Annotated in this window: 20 protein-coding genes; 16 read left to right on the top strand and 4 right to left on the bottom strand. The window is 46.5% G+C overall.

The features are described from left to right. Positions 1-8: 8 nt before the first annotated feature. A complete protein-coding gene (locus V1498_RS14945; RefSeq protein ID WP_409294482.1) occupies positions 9-395 on the bottom strand; it encodes a methylthioribose kinase in 387 nt (128 codons plus the stop codon). Positions 396-780: 385 nt separating this feature from the next. Between V1498_RS14945 and rsmD the strand changes: the two genes are divergently transcribed. Together rsmD and coaD are read left to right on the top strand one after the other, a co-directional pair. Next, positions 781-1,341, top strand: a complete 561-nt coding sequence (gene rsmD, locus V1498_RS14940) for a 16S rRNA (guanine(966)-N(2))-methyltransferase RsmD (RefSeq protein WP_409294481.1) — start codon at positions 781-783, stop codon at positions 1,339-1,341. A 55-nt stretch (positions 1,342-1,396) separates the two neighbouring features. After that, positions 1,397-1,888 (top strand): pantetheine-phosphate adenylyltransferase, encoded by a 492-nt coding sequence (gene coaD / locus V1498_RS14935; RefSeq protein WP_409294480.1) that lies wholly within the window; start codon positions 1,397-1,399, stop codon positions 1,886-1,888. Positions 1,889-1,912: 24 nt separating this feature from the next. Here coaD and ylbJ read toward each other — a convergent pair whose 3' ends face one another. Beyond that, the gene (gene ylbJ, locus V1498_RS14930) at positions 1,913-3,124 is read right to left on the bottom strand and encodes a sporulation integral membrane protein YlbJ (protein ID WP_409294479.1); all 1,212 of its coding nucleotides are present in this window, start codon (positions 3,122-3,124) and stop codon (positions 1,913-1,915) included. Positions 3,125-3,293: 169 nt separating this feature from the next. Between ylbJ and V1498_RS14925 the strand changes: the two genes are divergently transcribed. Both V1498_RS14925 and V1498_RS14920 read left to right on the top strand, forming a co-directional pair. Continuing rightward, positions 3,294-4,079, top strand: coding sequence for a patatin-like phospholipase family protein (locus V1498_RS14925; protein ID WP_409294478.1), 786 nt, complete (start codon positions 3,294-3,296; stop codon positions 4,077-4,079). Between the two features lie 2 nt (positions 4,080-4,081). Beyond that, a complete protein-coding gene (locus V1498_RS14920) occupies positions 4,082-5,098 on the top strand; it encodes a SepM family pheromone-processing serine protease (RefSeq protein WP_409294477.1) in 1,017 nt (338 codons plus the stop codon). A 22-nt stretch (positions 5,099-5,120) separates the two neighbouring features. On the opposite strand, the gene V1498_RS14915 is transcribed toward V1498_RS14920, so the two are convergent. Next, positions 5,121-6,341, bottom strand: a complete 1,221-nt coding sequence (locus tag V1498_RS14915; RefSeq protein ID WP_409294476.1) for a nucleotidyltransferase — start codon at positions 6,339-6,341, stop codon at positions 5,121-5,123. 192 nt (positions 6,342-6,533) lie between these two features. Between V1498_RS14915 and V1498_RS14910 the strand changes: the two genes are divergently transcribed. The 4 genes from V1498_RS14910 (at position 6,534) to V1498_RS14895 (ending at position 8,915) form a co-directional block, all read left to right on the top strand. Beyond that, complete coding sequence (locus V1498_RS14910) at positions 6,534-7,058, top strand: YceD family protein (RefSeq protein ID WP_409294475.1); 525 nt, start codon at positions 6,534-6,536, stop codon at positions 7,056-7,058. 68 nt (positions 7,059-7,126) lie between these two features. Beyond that, the gene (gene rpmF / locus V1498_RS14905) at positions 7,127-7,300 is read left to right on the top strand and encodes a 50S ribosomal protein L32 (RefSeq protein WP_409292101.1); all 174 of its coding nucleotides are present in this window, start codon (positions 7,127-7,129) and stop codon (positions 7,298-7,300) included. A gap of 141 nt (positions 7,301-7,441) precedes the next feature. After that, positions 7,442-8,200 carry an enoyl-CoA hydratase/isomerase family protein gene (locus tag V1498_RS14900; protein ID WP_409294474.1) on the top strand — a complete coding sequence of 253 codons (759 nt, stop codon included), beginning with the start codon at positions 7,442-7,444 and terminating at the stop codon, positions 8,198-8,200. Positions 8,201-8,279: 79 nt separating this feature from the next. Continuing rightward, positions 8,280-8,915, top strand: a complete 636-nt coding sequence (locus tag V1498_RS14895; RefSeq protein ID WP_409294473.1) for an RsfA family transcriptional regulator — start codon at positions 8,280-8,282, stop codon at positions 8,913-8,915. A 79-nt stretch (positions 8,916-8,994) separates the two neighbouring features. On the opposite strand, the gene V1498_RS14890 is transcribed toward V1498_RS14895, so the two are convergent. Next, entirely contained in the window at positions 8,995-9,468 is a 474-nt protein-coding gene (locus V1498_RS14890) for an N-acetyltransferase (protein WP_409294472.1), read from the bottom strand. A gap of 597 nt (positions 9,469-10,065) precedes the next feature. On the opposite strand from V1498_RS14890, the gene V1498_RS14885 reads away from it, so the two are divergent. The 8 genes from V1498_RS14885 (at position 10,066) to V1498_RS14850 (ending at position 19,391) form a co-directional block, all read left to right on the top strand. After that, the gene (locus tag V1498_RS14885; RefSeq protein ID WP_409294471.1) at positions 10,066-10,938 is read left to right on the top strand and encodes a 2-dehydropantoate 2-reductase; all 873 of its coding nucleotides are present in this window, start codon (positions 10,066-10,068) and stop codon (positions 10,936-10,938) included. Between the two features lie 11 nt (positions 10,939-10,949). Then, on the top strand, positions 10,950-11,339 hold the full coding sequence (locus tag V1498_RS14880; RefSeq protein WP_409294470.1) for a DUF3397 domain-containing protein: 390 nt from the start codon (positions 10,950-10,952) through the stop codon (positions 11,337-11,339). Positions 11,340-11,457: 118 nt separating this feature from the next. Further along, the gene (gene bshC / locus V1498_RS14875) at positions 11,458-13,092 is read left to right on the top strand and encodes a bacillithiol biosynthesis cysteine-adding enzyme BshC (protein WP_409294469.1); all 1,635 of its coding nucleotides are present in this window, start codon (positions 11,458-11,460) and stop codon (positions 13,090-13,092) included. A gap of 268 nt (positions 13,093-13,360) precedes the next feature. Beyond that, complete coding sequence (gene mraZ / locus V1498_RS14870) at positions 13,361-13,792, top strand: division/cell wall cluster transcriptional repressor MraZ (protein WP_409292113.1); 432 nt, start codon at positions 13,361-13,363, stop codon at positions 13,790-13,792. Positions 13,793-13,841: 49 nt separating this feature from the next. Further along, entirely contained in the window at positions 13,842-14,774 is a 933-nt protein-coding gene (rsmH, locus tag V1498_RS14865) for a 16S rRNA (cytosine(1402)-N(4))-methyltransferase RsmH (protein ID WP_409294468.1), read from the top strand. A gap of 19 nt (positions 14,775-14,793) precedes the next feature. Then, positions 14,794-15,144 carry a cell division protein FtsL gene (ftsL, locus tag V1498_RS14860; RefSeq protein WP_409294467.1) on the top strand — a complete coding sequence of 117 codons (351 nt, stop codon included), beginning with the start codon at positions 14,794-14,796 and terminating at the stop codon, positions 15,142-15,144. Beyond that, positions 15,144-17,339, top strand: coding sequence for a penicillin-binding protein (locus V1498_RS14855; protein ID WP_409294466.1), 2,196 nt, complete (start codon positions 15,144-15,146; stop codon positions 17,337-17,339). The genes ftsL and V1498_RS14855 overlap by 1 nt, the downstream gene beginning before the upstream one ends. Before the next feature lie 129 nt (positions 17,340-17,468). Then, positions 17,469-19,391, top strand: a complete 1,923-nt coding sequence (locus tag V1498_RS14850) for a stage V sporulation protein D (protein WP_409294465.1) — start codon at positions 17,469-17,471, stop codon at positions 19,389-19,391. Positions 19,392-19,412: the final 21 nt, after the last annotated feature.

Below are 19,412 nucleotides of genomic sequence, written 5' to 3'. Positions count from 1 at the left end.
TCATCTTTTTACCTGAGCGGCGGAAGGTATCTATTCATTCGAAGGATGCCGGTGAGGTATTGATAGTAAAGATCTTTTTCTGCAAATTCCCGGGATGATTTGACGTCAAGCTCGATAATCTGCTTGTCGAGCACTTCTGCAAGTTCGGCGAAAAGGGAGTACCTTTTGCTTTTAAATTCAGGATGGGGAATTCCTTCCCTGCAGATGTAAATGGGCTGGAAGTCTCCCTGTGCAGCAGGCTCCATGACGACGGCCACTGATGTGGCCGGCCGGTCGTTGATTACGGTATGAAGGGCCAGCAGCCTGACTGCCCGTTCCCGGCAGGCTCTCCCTATTTCCAGAAGTTCGTAAATATCGGAATAGCCTTCCCCAAGTTCTATGAATCGCTGTATCATCTTAGTTCCTCCTGTTTGTACTGTCTTTACTGTACCATGCAGGAGGGAGGTTTGAGAAGCTGGCCCATGCAAATAAAAAGCCCCGCCGGCAAGCTGCCTGCGGGGGTCCTTCTATATCCCATCAAGGAAAGAAGGCAAAGGGAGAGGAGAAACCGGAGGAAGAACTTATGGGGAAACGTAAGTCTTCTCCGCGGTTGGCAACAACATCCTCGAATAAGATGCTGTTAAAAACATTATGGCCCTTTTTATCCCAGCTTATTCATGGATGTTCTATTTTTAAATACCGGCACGTTTCTTTTACTCCGAGAAACATTTGGCCGGAATCCAGTGAATGTGGTAGGATAGGAGAGAATTTTAAATTTAATCTTGAAGTGGTGAACATACTATGAGGGTCGTATCGGGAACTTGTAAGGGAAGGCCGCTTAAGGCAGTGCCCGGAAATCAGACTCGTCCGACGACGGATAAGGTAAAGGAGTCCATTTTTAATATGATCGGCCCTTATTTTTCAGGCGGCCAGGTATTGGATTTATTTGCAGGCAGCGGAGGGCTTGGAATAGAAGCATTGAGCCGCGGAATGGATGGGGCCATTTTTGTGGACAGGGATCACAAAGCAATCGCAGCCATAAAAGCTAATGTTGCAGCCTGTAATTTCGAGGAAAAAGCCGAGATTTACAGGAATGAATCGGAGAGGGCGCTAAAAGCAATCATCAAGAGGAAGCTGTCCTTTGATCTCATTCTTCTGGATCCTCCATATAAAAAGCATATCCTGGAGAATCTGCTTGGCATGATAGAGGAAAACGGGCTGCTGGCACCGGATGGTATGATTGTCTGCGAGCATGCCTCAGATATTAGCCTCAAAAAGGAAATCAATACGCTCGTTTCATTCCGGGAGGAGAAATATGGCATGATAGCAGTGACCCTATATAGGGGACGTGCTTCCCTTTAGAGCCTTGCAGGCGGGATGGTTTTCGTTATATACATATAGTTAGAGGAGAATGAAAATGGGTAGAATTGCAGTTTGTCCAGGCAGCTTTGATCCAATCACTAACGGACATCTTGATATTATTCAAAGAGCGGCGAAGGTGTTTGAGGAAGTGTATATTGTCGTTCTGAATAATTCTTCTAAACAGCCTTTATTCACAGTAGATGAGCGCCAGGAGCTGATCAGGCAGGCAACGGTCCATATCCCGAATGTGAAAGTAAGTTCATTTCAGGGGCTGCTGGTTGACTATGCGAAAAGCATCAATGCCGATGCCATCATCAGGGGTCTCCGGGCGGTGTCGGATTTTGAATATGAGATGCAGATCACTTCCATGAATCGTTTATTAAACGAGCAGATTGAGACCTTTTTTATCATGACCAACAATCAATATTCTTTTCTCAGCTCAAGCATCGTGAAGGAAGTGGCGAGGTATGGCGGAGATATTTCTGAACTTGTCCCCACTGTAGTCAAAGAGTGGCTGCTTAAAAAATATGAAAGCCAGGAAGGCTGACCCTTTAGGGTCAGCCTCCTTTTTTTAGTCCCTGCCTGTTCCTTTAGATCTCTTCAGTAGGAGGGCTGTATAGAGGAGGAGCATCAGGATGGTAAGGGGCGGACCTGCCTTGGCAAGATAGGAGGTGAAATTCCCTAGCTGGTCAGCCTGCGGCAGCCAGGCAGCAGGCACGGCAGCAAACGTCTCCTTTCCTCCCTGATAGAGAGGTTTCCATAGCAGCAGTGTGAAAAATCCGGCAGATGTCCCATGAATCAGGCGGGCGATGAAAAATGGGAAAAAGCGTATATCGGTTTCAGCCAGGATGCTGGCCACCTGGGCCTGGACACTGAAACCACTGAACCCTAGCAGAAAACTGGTGATGATGGCCTGCTGGAGGAGCGGTGCTTCCTGGATGCCGCTCGTCATCTGGGAGCCCAGTGTAACTTCAAAGATGCCGGCTATCAAGGGAATGCCCAGTGCTTCATGAAGACCGGCAAGATGGAGGAGCTCTTTCACCGCAGTCGATAAGGCCCCGGTAATGCCCATATGGAATAAAAGTTTATTAACGACTGAAAAAAGAATGATAAAACCGCCGATCATCAAGAGTGTATTGATGGAGGAGAACACTGAATCACCAAGCATCTTGCCGATCGGCCGATTATCCTTGATCCGTGTCCTGTGCAGGGCCGCCAGCGCTTTCATGATGGAAACTTTGTTTTTTTCCTCGGCTGGCGGTTTCGCGTCTGTTCCATAAAACCTCATAAGAATGCCAACTGTAAGGTTCCCTGCATAATGGGACAGAGCCAGGACAATGCCAAGTCCCGTGTTATAAAAAAAGCCAATGGAGACAGCCCCGAAAATAAATAAGGGATTGGATGAATTCGTAAAACTCACAAGCCTCTCTGCTTCTATCCTCGTCAATTGTTCTTCCTGCCGAAGCCTGGCCGTCAGCTTGGCGCCGACTGGAAAGCCGGACGCCATCCCCATCGCCCAAACAAAGCCGCCGACTCCCGGCACTTTAAATAAGGGTCTCATCAATGGTTCGAGCAGCACTCCAAGGAAACGGACCACACCAAATCCAATCATCATTTCAGAGATAATAAAAAAGGGCAGAAGGGAAGGGAAGACGATCTCCCACCACATATTCAATCCCCTGATGGAGGCAGACAAGGATTCCTGCGGAAATTTAATAAGTGCTCCGGCGATGAGCACCACTGAGAAAGATAAAATAATGGTTTTAAACTGCGATTTATTCACTGAGTCCGTCCCTCCAGAAAAATGAGAAATAAAAACTAAATTGGCAAATACAACATATAATTTCCAACAGGGCATAATAAACTAAATTCAACTTGTCCTTATATAAAACCTTATACGTGTTTAACAGGTTTTAGACCATAAGATTGAGTGAACAAGGGAGGAAGGTTTTATGAAAGAGCCCAGGATAGGACTCGCCCTCGGTTCCGGAGGTGCCAGAGGGTTTGCCCATTTAGGCGTCATCAAGGTATTGGTAGAAGAGGGCATCCCCATCTCCATGGCTGCAGGCAGCAGCATGGGGGCGCTGGTTGCATGCTTTTATGCGGCAGGACAGGATCTCGAGCAGTTATATAAATTGTCAAATGCCTTCAAGCGGAAATTCTTCCTGGATTTTACCGTCCCCAAGATGGGACTCATTGCAGGAAAGAAAATAAAAGAGTTTATCCGCCTGTTTACATACGGCAAGAATCTGGAGGAGCTGGACATTCCTGTGTCAGTTATTGCAACCGACATCAAAACGGGCGAGAAAGTGATCTTCACAGAAGGGCCGGTCGCTGAGGCGGTCCGGGCAAGCATCTCCATACCTGGAATTTTCGTTCCTGAATTGGTGGATGGCAGGCTGCTTGTTGACGGCGGTGTCGTTGACCGGATACCCGTGTCGGTAATAAGGGATATGGGAGCAGATATCGTGATAGGGGTAGATGTCTCCCATATCAAGCAGGATATTGAGATTGGGTCGATCTATGATGTGATTCTTCAGAGCCTCGATATTCTGCAGATGGAGCTGGTCATGCACCGGGAAGTGGCTTCCGATGTGATGATCAGACCGCGGGTCGAGGCTTATAGTTCAAGGGCGTTTACAAATATTGCTGAAATGATTACTATTGGAGAAGAAGAAGCCAGAAAAAATGTTGATAAAATCAAGGCTGCTATCCATGGATGGAAGGAGAAACACTAGGAATGACCCGGAAAAAAATATATAGCTTCATTATCTTATTCATATTGATAGTAGGTTCCGTATTCATCACACTTCCTTATTATGTAACGAAGCCGGGGATGGCCGAGGAGCTCGACCCAGTGGTCAAGGTAGATGGCGGATATCATTCAAAGGGAAAGTTCATGCTGACGACCATCAGGATGGGCAAAGCCAATATATATACGTACCTGGGGGCTCACCTCAGCAAGTACCAGGAATTATACCCCATTAAAAAGATCAGGTATGAAGATGAATCGGATGAGGAGTATAACGCAAGGCAGCTGAACATGATGGAAGGTTCTAAGGAAAGCGCCGTCGAAGTGGCATACAAAAAGGCTGGACGCCCGGTGAAGACAACCTTCAATGGAATCTATGTCATTGAAGTGAGTGACAGTCTTCCGGCGGCCAAAGTGCTTAAGCCAGGGGACCGGATCATAAGGGTTGATGGCAGGAAGTTTGCTTCTTCGAAAGAATTTATTGATTATGTCAGCGGCAAAAAGGCAGGCGATACGGTTGCCATCCGGTTCCAGCGTGATGGCAGGGACATGGAGGAAAAGGCGGTGCTTGCCACACTGCCAGGCAAGGAGAAACGAGCGGGGCTAGGCATCCATCTTGTGGATGATAAAGAAGTCCAGGCGGATCCGAAGGTGTCAATCAACTCTGAAAAAATTGGCGGCCCATCAGCCGGATTGATGTTTACCCTTGAGATTTATGACCAGCTTACAAAGAAAGACATCACCAGGGGCTATAAAATTGCAGGGACAGGAGAGATCTTTTCTGATGGCACGGTGGGGCCGATCGGGGGAATCGATCAGAAGATCGTCGCAGCTGATAAAAGCGGTGCGGAAATATTTTTTGCCCCGAATGAAAAAGGAATCAGGAATTCCAATTACAGGGTTGCCGTCAAAGCTGCAAAGGATATCGATACAAAAATGAAGGTCGTCCCAGTGGATACATTTGGAGACGCTTTGAATTACTTGGATAAGCTTGAACAAAAATAAGAGGCTGCCTAGAAGGCGCCTCTTATTTTTGTTCGCCATCCAAGAAGACTGGAGGCATGTATTCCCTTTTCAGCGCTTTCTTCCGCCTGCCCGGTTCAAGCGGCAGGGCATAGATGGAAGAGGCTCGCAGATCCAGTGAGAGTTCTTTCTTGAAGGAGGAAGGTCTGGTAATGAGCGGCAGTCCGAGTTTTTTCTTATTTTCATTCAGGTACTGCCTTCCCTTTCGGTTCATCCCGAGCAAGCGAAGGTATCCGGGGCCGGTGCCTGCAGCGCCCATTTCTTCTTTTTTAACGTTGTTCAGTATATTCAGTGCGGCCCTCTGCAGACGGGTCCATGTATATCTTTTAGTCTTTACCAAAGAGATGAATTCCTGGAACGTCCGGGCAGTATTTGCCATTTCTTTAAACCGGTATTCAAGGCCTTCCTCAGCTTCATAAATCAAATTCAGCTCACTAATGGAAGAAGAGATGATGCGGTATTGGAGAAACGGCCAGTACAACTCCCAATTATGAAAAGTTCCATATTGGGCATGATAGGATGTAAGTTCTTCATATGTAGAAAGAGGAATCTGGTCCTTTACGGCTTCGGGTGAAGCGCCATCCTCGAAAATCGCTTTTCTGATTCCGGTCGCACTGGCTAAAGATTTTGAGTGAAGCGATTCATCATGATAACCGGAGCCTATCCTTTTGATCGTGCATGGCTTGATGGAGCAGGTCTGATCCTTGATGGCCCGTACATACTGAAGTCCCAGGATATTATTGGGTTTGCTCAGGTCCAGAATACTGCCCGAGCCCGAAAGTGCTTCAAAAGCCAGGGAGGCTGCACGCGGATAGCTGAATCCGCTTTTGCTGAATTCCTTTACCGACTGGTCATAAGCTGAACCATTTCTTCTCAGAAAGGCCTCAGCTTCCAAGAAAGCATCGATGCTGCCTGCCTCGCTGCCGAAACATACATGACTGCAGCCGGCTGCTTCGAGGATCCCTACCGATCCCCGGGCGAATATATTTGCCTGCTGAGCGGCGAAAGGGTAGGGAAGCTCAAAGACCAGGTCGGACCCGCCCAGGAGAGCCATCCGTGCTCTTGCCCATTTACCCGCCATCGCAGGCTCTCCTCTTTGCAGGAAATTCCCGCTCATGACTGCGATGACAAGGTCTGCTCCAGTTGATTTTAAACTTTCCTTAATATGATAGGCATGTCCGTTATGAAAGGGGTTGTACTCTACGATAATTCCAAGTGCTTCCATGTGTCGCCTCCTGCAGCCAAGGCCAAAAATTTGCGATTTTTAATGCACGTGATAAAATAAATAATGATATAAAAGTCTTTTGCCAGTCCTTTGGAAATATTTACTGTTCTTCTATTATAGTGTAAAGAAAAAATATTGACAAACGATTGATTGACCGATATAATTACTTTTGTTGCCTCAGAGGTGATTCATTTGAAATGGACAATTACACAACTTCAGAAGTACCGGGACAAGAATCTGCAGCTTGATGAGACAGCAGCCGTGGAGGATATCATGGAACTCGAAACGGAGATCAGGGAAGTTTCCCCGATGCATATAACCGGAAGGGCGGACATCAGTTCCTCCAAGGTTACGTTTCACCTTCATATCAGCGGCCATCTTGTGCTTCCTTGTTCGAGAACTCTTGTAGATGTTAAATATCCAATTGATATTGAAACAATCGAAACTTTTCTTTTAAAAGCTGATTATGAAGATCCGTATGCGGAGAACTCTCATTCAGTGGAAGGCGATACGATAGATTTATTGCCTGTTATTAAAGAAAACATTTTGCTTGAAATACCTATTCAGGTATTTTGCGATGATATTGATTCAGAAGACGCTGCCCCTCAGTCCGGAAATGATTGGGAAGTCTTATCTGAAGAAGATCAAAAGAAGAAAGTCGATCCGCGCTTGGCAAAGCTGGCGAATTTCTTCGACAATGAAAACAACAAACCGTAAAGTGCGAAAGAAGACCAGATTACTGGATATCTTAGCTTCTTAACTCAATTTTTAAGGAGGTGGGAATAATGGCTGTACCTTTTAGAAGAACTTCTAAAACTGTAAAGAGACAACGTCGTACACACTTTAAGCTTCAAGTCCCAGGTATGGTAGCATGCCCAAACTGCGGTGAAATGAAACTCGCTCACCGTGTATGTAAAGCTTGTGGAACATACAAAGGAAAAGAAGTTATTAGCAAATAATTTCTTCTTAGCGGCACAGAGATATTTTCTCTGTGCTTTTTTTGTGTTTAAAAAGCTTAGGGTGGCTGAAGCAGCCTGCCTTTCTGTAAACTGTAATAAGAGAAAATAACATGCAGGAAGAAGGGCTGGGGTATAGTGCAGGTGAAGACGGATCTATGTGAGAACGGTTTATTTAGAATCATAATTAACAGGCCGGAGAGGAGAAATGCAGTCAATTATGATGTAATGGCTGGCCTTAAAGAAGCACTTGAGACAGCAGAAAAGGAAAGGTCGATCAAGGCTGTTTTAATAAGGGGGGAAGGTGATGCTGCCTTTTGTTCCGGCGGTGACCTTAAGGAGTTCCACTCATTGGGGACAAAAGCGGATGCCTATGAAATGCTTTCTGAAATGGGAAGTATAGTATTCAGACTGTTGACACTGAAAAAACCTACAATTGCCTTCCTGAATGGTGCGGCAGTCGGGGGAGGATGTGAGATTGCGGCTGCCTGTGATATCCGGGTGGCGGTGCCTGGTATAAAGCTTGGCTTTGTGCAGGGAAATCAGGGAATCACTACAGGCTGGGGCGGGGCCACTATCCTTTACGAGAAGCTCCCGGTATCCGCCTGCCTTAGGCTCTTGTTGAGCGGACAGATCCTCACGGCCGGCACGGCCCGGGATCTTGGGTTTATCGATTTTGTTTTAGATAGTGTAGAAAGCGGAGAGTGGGCGGACTATCTGAACGCGCTGCTAAATAAAGAGCCCGAAGTATTAAGTGCGTATAAAAGACTTCTGATTAGAAAGTGGGAAGAAGGCAATCTCCACGTAAGGATCCAGGAGGAAATTGCCGAATGCTCCAGGCTCTGGGTTTCGGAGGCTCATATGGAAGCGGTGGGAAGGTTCACCGGCAAAAAAAATAATTGATGATATCGGCAGTCTGGCTTCTTCTATCTTTTCTAGCAAGTGCATATGTATGAAGTAAAACTTGCAAGGAGTGAGGAAGATGACGATTGCCCGCCAGGATGCCTGGTCACAGGATGAGGATTTGTTATTGGCCGAAGTAGTTTTAAGTCATATCCGAGATGGAAGCACCCAGCTGAAGGCTTTTGAAGAAGTAGGGAGAAAGCTTTCCAGGACATCAGCTGCCTGCGGCTTCAGATGGAATTCATTCGTAAGGAAACAATATAAATCAGGAATTGAGCATGCGAAGATGCAGAGAAAAGTAAGTAAGAAAAACCATCTTGAGGCACCGCCTCCCGCGGAAGCCCCGCGTTCTCCTGCGGCAGCTGCTTCTATGGAGGATGCCATAAGGGAAGCGCATGCTGACCATCTTGTAAACCTGAACGACGTTATCCAGTTCCTGGTCCAATATGATCAGAACTACCAATCAGGAAACAATGTCCAGGAAACGGAGGGAATGAGGCGGGAGCTTGAGACCTTAAAGAAAGAATATGACCAGCTTGTACAATATAATCTGCAGCTGCAGGAAAAGCTGAGGAATGTAGAAGAAGATTACCGGGCGCTCCTGCAGATCATGGAGAAAGCCAGAAAGCTGATTTTTCTTGAAGAGGAGATGAACAGCCCTAACGTGAAGTTTCAGATGGATAAAAACGGAAACCTGGAAAGGGTCAAAAAATAGAGTGGAAAAAGGCTGTCCAGAGCGCGGTGTACACCCCTGGAAATGGGGGTTGCCGCGGGGGACAGCCTCTTTTATTTTTTTAGCGGACCGCTTCGCTTACTCCTTCAGGAAACCAGATCATGGGGTTTTCACCAAGATCTCTTTCCATATCATAACTCACATCTCGGAAGCCAAGCTTATTCCAAAATTCATGTGAATGAATCCGCGGGTTCGTCTTCAGCGGCTTTCCATGCTTTTGCGCAAATTCTACAAGGGCACGCCCATAGCCCCTCCGTTGATATGGGGGCAGAACCTCAAGCTTCCAAAGTACATAATAGTCCTGCGGCGGATCAAAATAGCGGTCCCGTTTTGCATCTGCTTTGTAAAGACTCATGCGCGCCACCAGCTTATCGCCGAAATAGATGCCATAAAAAGGAGATTCACTGTTGTCTTCAATCATGCTTCCCTGAAGATCTTCAAGCATGGACAGCTCCTGTATCCCGTATTCTTTAAACTTCTTGAACTCTTCAAGAGTCTTGAAGTTAATAAGCAGTCTTTCAACTGTATGTTTCATCGATTCTTCCCCCTTTGACGCGGCCGCTGATGGAACCGCTTTCTTAACAGCCAGTTAAAAAACTCCCTCTCTCACTGATTATATAATAAAAAGTAAAAAAATTCTGCATTGGCAAATCCCTGGACTAAAGAGAAGCATCAACGCTATAAAAAGGTTTTTATCCTGGCTATCGGTCTGCTACTATTAAATAAAAAGAACTTACTCTTAAGGCTGTTTTCATGAATATTACGGCTGCTGAACATGAAGAATGATTTACGCGTGCAATCCGCTCAAACAGCCACAAAGTTTTACAGAATACTTACCTGAAAAATTGTTGTTTTCTTTAATAAATTCTATATTGGAGAAACATGGTCTTACAGGGGTGCCAGGATCGTCTCTATGTGTAATCCGCAGCAAGGTTTGCGAAAACTGCCATAATACAAACATAGTTACCCACAGCCCATGCCTGGAAAGGAATCTGGACAGGAACAGAAACAAACACTATAAGGCGTTGGAGCGGAGTAAGGCGCAGGCAGGGATGCCGGGCTGCTTGCAAAAAGCATTATGATACATGCAGCTCCGCCCCTTTTCCACAGAAGAAATACGGGGGCCAAATGGATGAAAATCAATATTATCGGGGGAGGGGCTGTCGGGCTGCTCACAGCCGCATGCCTTTCAAGAGGAAATAACATTACACTGTACACCAGGACTGCTGGCCAGGCAGAAACAATCAACAAAAACGGCATTAACTTAGAACGGGGCGGCACTTTAGAAAGTATGGAAGTAACCGCATATCCTGTATCGGAGATGAAGGATGATGGGCACATCACCATCGTGTGTGTGAAAGCACATCATCTGGAATCTCTGATGCCTCCCTTGCAAGAGACAGCCTCCCCTGTTCTGTTCCTGCAGAATGGCATGGGGCATCTCAGTTTGCTTGCGGACCTTCCCGTCTCACAAATTGCGGTTGGGATCGTCGAGCATGGGGCCCAAAAAAAGAATGACAATACGGTTTCCCATACCGGAGCTGGAAATATCAGGGCAGCTGTCTACCGAGGGAGCCTCGATTCCTTTAAAATAAAGACGGAAGATCCTTTATTTCCTTTCATTTACGAGAAGGATTATTACAAGATGATGTTGAAGAAACTTATTGTAAATGCCTGCATTAATCCGCTTACGGCGGTCCTCGGCGCAAGAAATGGGGAGCTGCTTGATAACCCGCACTTTAACAGCCTCTTTCAATCCATGTACAAGGAAGCAGCGGAGGTTTTTGCCATCTCTGATTCGGACGGGATAAGACGGTATATAGAAGAAGTGTGCCGCAATACAGAGAGGAATAAATCCTCCATGCTCGTAGATCTGGAGAGTGGGAGAAAGACCGAAATTGATGCAATCCTGGGTTACATATTGCAGGAAGCAGCGCATAAAAAGATAGAGCCGGCCCTTACTCGTTTAATATATACGATGATAAAAGGGAAGGAGCGCCCATAGGAGGAAACGGTGTGTCACAATTCATAGCAAGTGCTGCTGCAGCTTTTATTACTGTCCCATTACTTGGTTATCTCGCTGTATTCGTCATTGTCAAAAGGATAACTAAAAGCCATAGAAAATCGGTTCATATGTCGGCAGACCTGACGACTGTTTTCTTGATCCTTTCTGTGCATTACATGATCAAGACCATCTGGGGTACCTCACTCTTGTGGGTGATTATCCTATTATTGATCGTGATAGCGGCATCCGTTTCGGTCGTGAATTACAAATACCGCGAGGAAGTAGATTTCTTCCGTATCTTTAAAGGCTTCTGGAGAGTGAACTTCATCCTCTTTTTAGGCGGTTATTTCATTCTGAGTATATACGGCATGATTGACCGGATTGCGAGAATGCTGATTTAAAGGGGCCATATTATCCGTTATCTGCCGGGTGCAGGTGCAAGACAGCATCTTTGTTTCTCCTGTTTAAAGGTGGTATACTTTTTAGAGCTAAGTTGGAGAGAGAAAGGAAGTCAGCTTCATGGAAATTAAGGATCTTGTCCTGCCGGCAATCAACAAGTTCGCATCTGACTATATCGATGGCAGGCTTAAGACGGATAATTTTTTTCATTATGATATCAATGATGAAAAAGTATACGAAAAAAGATACAGCGATCTCATGAATCGCAGCTTTCATAGAACAGAATTGGCTGGACATATCCGTCAATATATGGATCCTTTTGGAATGAACGATTGCCTGCTGAGTAACCTGGAAGCGCTTGAGAGGCCTGATTCTGCCGTTGTCATCGGCGGACAGCAGGCAGGGATCTTGAGCGGGCCTTTATATACTATACATAAAGCAATTTCTGTTATAAAACTCGCGGAACAGCAGGAAAAAGCTTTGAAAAAAAGGGTCATCCCAGTTTTTTGGATTGCAGGCGAAGACCATGATATCCAGGAAGTTAATCATATATATGCAATGCGCAATGGAAAGCCGGATAAAATGTCCTATCCGATGTATGTGACCAAAAAGCCCATGGTCTCGGATCTTGAACTGGATGATGACACTGCGTGTGCCTGGCTTGAAGATGTTATGGAGAGCTGCGGGGAGACGGAATATACCAATGGCCTTTTGGCTTCTATCAAAGAAATCATAAAAGAGTCCAATACGTTCTCTGAGTTTTTTGCGCGCCTTCTGCATGAATGGTTCGGAAGCAGCGGGCTGCTTCTTATCGATGCAGCGGATCCCGGCTTAAGAAAAATTGAATCATCTTATTTTACGGGGATGATCAAAAATGCGGGTGAGATAACCAGGAAAGTCCTCTCGCAGCAGGAACTTGTGGCGGGTGAAGGCTATGGAAAAGCCATAGAACTGGAAGGAAATGCTGCCAATCTCTTTTATTATGAAAAAGAGAAGCAGGAGAGGACGCTGCTTTCGCTTGATGAGAGCGGAAGATTCATTTCAGGAAAAGATGAGGCACTTGCTTTTAACATGGATGAAATGCTTGAGCTGGCTGAGAGCCGGCCGGAATGCCTGAGCAATAATGTGGTCACAAGGCCCATCATGCAGGAAAGCCTTTTCCCGGTTCTGGCTTTTATCGCCGGGCCGGGGGAGGCCGCGTATTGGGCTGAGCTGAAGCAGTCGTTCGAGCTTTTCGAGATGAAAATGCCTCCAATTGTACCAAGGCTGAACATTACCCTGCTTGAACGCTCAATCGGGACAGACCTGGAGGAAGTGGGCATGTCAATCGAGGAAGCCCTCAGCGGCAGGACAAAGGAAAGGCTGTCCGACTTCCTTGGACAGATCAAGGATGAAACGTTAGACAACCTATATGCAAGGATGCTTGGCGGTGTGGAAGAATCCCATCGTGAATTCTCTGCCCGTGCGGTGAAGGTTGATGGGGCATTAAGCCCGCTGCTTGAAAAGAATTTGGATATCATAAAAAAGCAGCTTCAGTTCATTTATGACAAAACAAACGAAAGAAACAAGGATAAATATGAAATAGTCACAAGTAAGTACAACCGGATCAGCTGCTCCCTTTCACCTCTGGATTCACCTCAGGAGAGGATATGGAATCCGATATACTATCTGAATAAATATGGACCTGATTTCATTCAGGAACTAACAGAGCTCCATTATGAATTCAATAATAAGCATAAGGTGATATTGCTATAAAAGAGACAGTCCGAAGAGGTTTTATACCTCTTTTCGGGCTCTTTTTTTTTGCCGGCATGCCATGTGTATAGCGGGAATGTCCGCATGCATGGAAACAGGATAACTCCAATTCATGAAGCAAGGCGGAGAGATGGCAGAAAATTGATGTTGAGGAAGCAAAAGGAGCAATATCCAGGCTTCCGGTTTATATTACATGAATAATATAAAAATGGTGGTGAAAAGTGGGGGGATGTGGTACATTGAAATTAGAAAGTGGGGGTAGTGGCAAATGTTCATGGGCGAATACCATCATACCATTGATAACAAGGGCCGGATCATCGTCCCCGCAAAGTTTAGAGAAAGCCTTGGCGAGGAATTCGTTATTACCCGGGGACTGGATCAATGTTTATTTGGTTATCCATTGGAAGAATGGAAGCAGCTCGAAGAAAAACTAAAAGCTCTGCCGCTTACCAAAAAAGATGCCCGGGCATTTACGAGGTTTTTCTTCTCGGGCGCGACAGAATGCGAATTAGACAAACAAGGCCGCATCAACATACCCGCACCACTTACAGCTTATGCATCGCTAGAAAAAGAATGTGTTGTTCTCGGAGTTTCCAATCGAATTGAGATTTGGAGCAAGCCTCTTTGGGAAGACTATTTTACAAATTCCGAAGATTCTTTTGCAGAAATCGCTGAAAACATGATAGGTTTCGATATTTAGCGAATTCATTGCATGAGGATGGTTCATTCTCGATTGGAAGGTGAAGTTATTGTTTCAGCATACAACTGTATTGCTCAAGGAAACTGTCGATGGCTTGAATATTAAGCCTGACGGAGTTTATGTTGATTGTACAATGGGAGGGGCTGGGCACAGTGAATACGTGTTATCCCAATTATCCCCGGAAGGCCATTTATTTGCGTTTGACCAGGATGAAACGGCTATTAAGAATGCAAGTGAGAAATTAAAGAAATACAGCGGGCAAGTCACCATGATTCAAAGCAATTTCAAGCATATCGCCCGCGAGCTCGGCGAACGCGGAATACATAAAGTGGACGGGATTCTCTATGATTTGGGAGTTTCTTCCCCACAGCTTGATACACCAGAGAGAGGCTTCAGCTACCATAATGATGCTCCGCTTGATATGCGGATGGACCAGAGTGCTGGGCTCTCTGCCTATGACGTAGTGAACTCCTGGTCATTTCAGGAGCTGATCAGCATCTTCTTTAAATATGGAGAGGAAAAATTTTCAAAGCAGATTGCAAGGAAAATAGAAGCTGCCCGTGAAATCAAGCCTATCGAGACGACGTTCGAACTGGTAGAGCTGATCAAGGAAGGCATCCCTGCTCCGGCCAGGAGAAAGGGAGGGCATCCAGCCAAAAGGATTTTCCAGGCCATCCGAATTGCCGTTAATGATGAATTGGGTGTTTTTGAAGACTCGCTCCATCAGGCCATCGGCCTCCTGGCCCCTGGCGGCAGAATATCAGTCATAACCTTCCACTCATTGGAAGACCGGATCTGTAAAACGGTGTATAAGAAGCTCGGCGAAACACCTCCGCTTCCGCCCGGGCTGCCGATCATCCCGGATGAGTACAAGCCGGTGATCAAGATTATAACCAGAAAGCCCATACTGCCAAGTGAAGAAGAAATAGAGATGAACAACAGGGCCAGGTCGGCCAAATTGCGCATCGCTGAAAAAATATAAGGAGATCAGGGGGAGAAACATGAGCACTGTAGCAAAAAAAGTGTTGGAGCAGCAGATTGTACCAGGGAAAAAGGTTCAATCCGTCATCCGCCATAAAACTGGAATCACGTTTGGCGAGAAGATTTTACTGGTCGTTTTTGCCCTGCTGGTAGCCGGCGCCGGCATCAAGATCATTGCCAACCAATCTGCTGTCTATAGCGTGAATAAGGAAATACAGCAGGTAGAAGGTTCCATAGACAATCAAAAGAAAGTGAACGGGGATCTGAAGGTGCAGGTAAGTGAACTCAGCACGTATGAAAGAATTTGGAAGAAAGCAGCTGAGCTGGGCCTGAAGCTTAACCAGAATAACGTTAAGGTTGTACAGGACTGATGCAAAAGCAAAAAAATATATCAACAGGAGCAGTGGTCCTCTTCTTTACATTTGGACTGCTCTTTTTTATTTTGGCAGGCAGATTCTTGTTTATAGAAGTTACCGGGGAAGCGGGGGGGACTGCCCTTGCCCGGAAGCTTGAAACCAAATATTTACGGGAGGATATCCTTGAAGCGAAAAGGGGAAGCATCGTGGACCGGACAGGGGAACCTATTGCGGAGGATACGGTCTCTTATAAACTGACGGCGATATTGGACAAGTCGGTCACTGCTGATCCGGAACATCCAAAGCATGTGAAAAACCCGCAGAAGACAGCAAGAGAGCTTGCTAAGTATATTGATATGGAAGAAAGCGAGATATTTGAGAGGCTGAATAAAAAGGTTTTTCAGGTGGAGTTCGGGAGTGCCGGAAAGGATATTACCCACCAGACCAAAAATGAGATTGAAGCCCTGGATCTCCCGGGCATCATGTTCCAGCGCGAATCCAAACGATTTTATCCGAACGGAGTCTTTGCCTCCCACTTAATCGGCTTTACGGAAACCAAGTTCAATAAAAAAACTAAAAAAGAAATATCAACAGGGCGTCTGGGCCTTGAAAGGACGATGGAAAAGTATTTGAAGGAAACGGATGGCGTTGTAAAGTATGACAGCGATAAATGGGGCTTCCTCCTTCCAAACTCAAAGGAGAAAATTACCCCGCCTAAGGATGGGGCTCAGGTTTCTGTAACCCTGGATAAAAAAATACAGACCTTCCTGGAGGATTCCATGAATTCCGTCCAAATGAAGTACAATCCTAAAAAAATGATCGCTATTGTCGCCAATCCAAAAACTGGTGAAATTCTCGCGATGAGCCAGAGGCCGACCTTCCACCCGAAAACGAGGGAAGGGCTTGAGGATGGCTGGCAGAATCTTGCCGTGGAGGATTCGTTTGAGCCGGGTTCGACGATGAAGGTATTCACCCTTGCAGCCGCGGTTCAGGAAAATGTATTCAATCCTAACGATACGTATAAATCGGGAACATACAAAAAGGGGAATTCAGGAAGCATCCGTGACCATAATGGCGGAGCGGGCTGGGGGACCATCACCTATCTTGAAGGCCTGCAGAGGTCATCAAATGTGGCTTTCGCCAAGCTTGCCATGGAAAAGCTCGGAGAGGAAAAATTCCGGGCGTATTTAACAAAATTCGGCTTTGACAAGCCGACGGGAATCGATCTGCCGAACGAAGCGACAGGGAAGATCCTGTATAAATGGCCAATTGAAAAAATCACTACAGCCTTTGGCCAGGGAACTGCCATCACGCCGATTCAGCAGATACAGGCTGCCACCGCTGTCGCAAATGGCGGCAAAATGATGCGTCCTTACGTGATCAAGGATATAACCGATCCTTCCACAAAAAAGGTAATTAAAAAAACGGAACCAAAGACCGTCTCCCAGCCAATTTCATCCGAAACCGCGAAAAAGGTAAGGGATTATCTCGGTACAGTCGTTACGGGCGAGCATGGAACCGGCAAACGGTATAAAATAAACGGCTATGAAGTGGCAGGGAAGACAGGGACAGCGCAGATGCCCGGGCCTGACGGAAAGTACCTGACAGGAGCCAGCAACTATGTGTTTTCATTCCTTGGTATGGCGCCTAAAGACGATCCGGAGCTTGTCATGTATGTAGCCGTCCAGCAGCCGGAAATCGAATATTATACAGACGGCTCCATCCCGGTATCCATGATTTTTAATACAGTCATGCGCAACAGCCTGCAATATCTGAACATCAAGCCTTCCATGGCCGAAGCCAAATCATCCAAGGCTGTTGAGGACTTCACGGGCAAAGATGCCGCTCAGACCGCGAAGACCCTTGAAGCCGAAGGGTATGAAGTCATTCAGCTTGGGAGCGGAACGGGCATCATCAGCCAGAATCCTAAACAGGGCACTAAGCTCCTTCAAGGTGAAAGGATCATTCTCCGGACTGAAGGAAACATGAAAGCACCCAATATGAAGGGATGGTCACTGAGGGATGTCATGAAAGTGGCGAAGATCAGCGGAGTTCCGCTGCAGACGGTCGGAAGCGGCTATGTAGTCAAACAGAATGTACAGCCCGGAAGCAGGCTTAATCCAAAAGAGTATGTTATTGTCCAAATGAAAAAGCCGGATGATATGCAGAAAAAAGACCCTCCAAAAAAAGATGAATATGAAGGATCATGACCATGAAAGGAGACGGGAAGCCGTCTCCTTTTTGATATTTCAAATCAGATTCCCTGATGGTTTTTGTACTTTATAAATTGGTACAGGCATACATTCTTAACAGCAATGAATTCTTGGGGGTGTAATGCTTTGCGCGTATCAAACGTGACTGTGCGGAAAAGGCTGGCCATAGCCTTGGCCGCTGGTTTTCTCATCTTTTTAATCATAGATATCCGGCTTGGATATGTTCAATTCTTCCTGGGGAATTCGCTTACGGAAAAAGCCAAGGATTCCTGGAGCAGGAATCTTCCCTTTGAACCTAAAAGGGGGGAGATTGTTGACAGGAATGGGGTTGCTCTTGCCACCAACATCAGCGCCCCGACGGTTTATGCCGTGCCGCGGCAGATACAGGATCCTGCTCATACAGCTGAAAAGCTTGCGGCTGTGCTGGGCATGGACAAGGAAAAAGCATATAAGACCGTCACATCCAGGGTATCGATGGTGAAAGTGCCGGAAGGGCGCAAAATCAGTCATGAAAAGGCAAAAGAGCTGAGGGCGCTCGGCCTGAAAGGAATTTATATTGCCGAGGATTCCAAACGGCATTATCCGTATGGGAAATATCTATCCCATGTCCTGGGCTTTGCCGGAATTGATAATCAAGGATTGATGGGGATTGAATTGTCTTATGATAAAGAGCTGAAAGGGGAAAAGGGCTATGTGAAGTTTTATGCGGACGCCAAGGGAAAAAGGATGGAGAAAATGGCGGATGATTATAAAGCACCTGCAGACGGCCTCGATTTAAAGCTGACGATTGACAGCAAAATCCAAACCATCATGGAGCGGGAGCTGGATAATGCCGAGGCACTCTATAACCCGGATGGCATCATTGCGATTGCGATGAATCCGAAGAACGGCGAGATCCTGGGTATGTCTTCAAGGCCGACCTTTGATCCGGCAAAGTTCCGCGATGTGCCTCAGGAAATTTATAACCGGAATCTGCCGGTCTGGAGTACGTATGAACCAGGTTCAACCTTTAAGATCATCACCCTTGCGGCTGCGCTTGAGGAGAAAAAGGTAGATCTCCTGAAAGATCATTTCTATGACTCCGGCTCTGTAGAGGTTGGCGGTGCGCGCCTTCATTGCTGGAAGCACGGGGGGCACGGCTCAGAGTCCTTCCTTGAGGTTGTACAGAATTCCTGCAACCCGGGCTTTATTGAACTTGGGGAGAGGCTGGGCAAGGAAAAATTATTTTCTTATATAAAGAACTTTGGATTCGGGGAGAAGACAGGCATAGACCTTCAGGGCGAGGGCAGAGGAATTCTATTTAATCTTGACAGAGTCGGACCGGTGGAACAGGCAACAACCGCATTCGGACAAGGTGTATCAGTTACTCCCATCCAGCAGGCAGCAGCGGTGGCAGCGGCGGTAAATGGCGGTACTCTATATACACCTTATATCGCCAAAGAGCTCATCGATCCAAAGACAGGGAAAACGGTCATGAAGAAAAAGCCGGAGGCGAAGAGGAAGGTTATTTCTGAAGAAACTTCCAAGCAGATAAGAAATGCCCTGGAGTCGGTTGTAGCCCAGGGAACAGGAAGAAATGCATTTGTCGAGTCTTACCGTGTTGGAGGCAAGACGGGTACTGCCCAAAAAGTTAAGAACGGCAGATATATGGAGGGTAATTACATCGTATCATTCATAGGCTTTGCACCGGCTGATGATCCTCAGATCGTGGTCTATACAGCTGTGGACAATCCGAAAGGAACCGTCCAGTTCGGAGGCACGGTCGCAGCACCGATTGTCGGTAAAATCATGAACGATTCTTTGCGTGCAATGCATGTGCCCCTCCGAAAAAACCAGATAGAAAAGAAAGTCAACTGGCTTGACCCTGTGATGCTCGAGATACCGGATTTGACCGGTATGAGCATTAAAGAGCTGCAGACACAGCCGTTTAATATCAATCTGGACGTGGCAGGAAAGGGGAGTGTCATTGTCAAGCAGTCCCCGCCGGCGGGGATAAAAGTGAAAGAAGGCTCCACTATCAGGATTTATCTTGGCGAAAAGGATGAATAAGGATACAATAAGGAGCGGCTG

This window comes from Paraperibacillus marinus, from assembly GCF_046237605.1.
GTDB classification, from domain to species: domain Bacteria; phylum Bacillota; class Bacilli; order Bacillales; family DSM-1321; genus Paraperibacillus; species Paraperibacillus marinus.
Note: the sequence above shows the minus strand (reverse complement) of the source record. Positions and strands in the feature narration are given on the sequence as shown.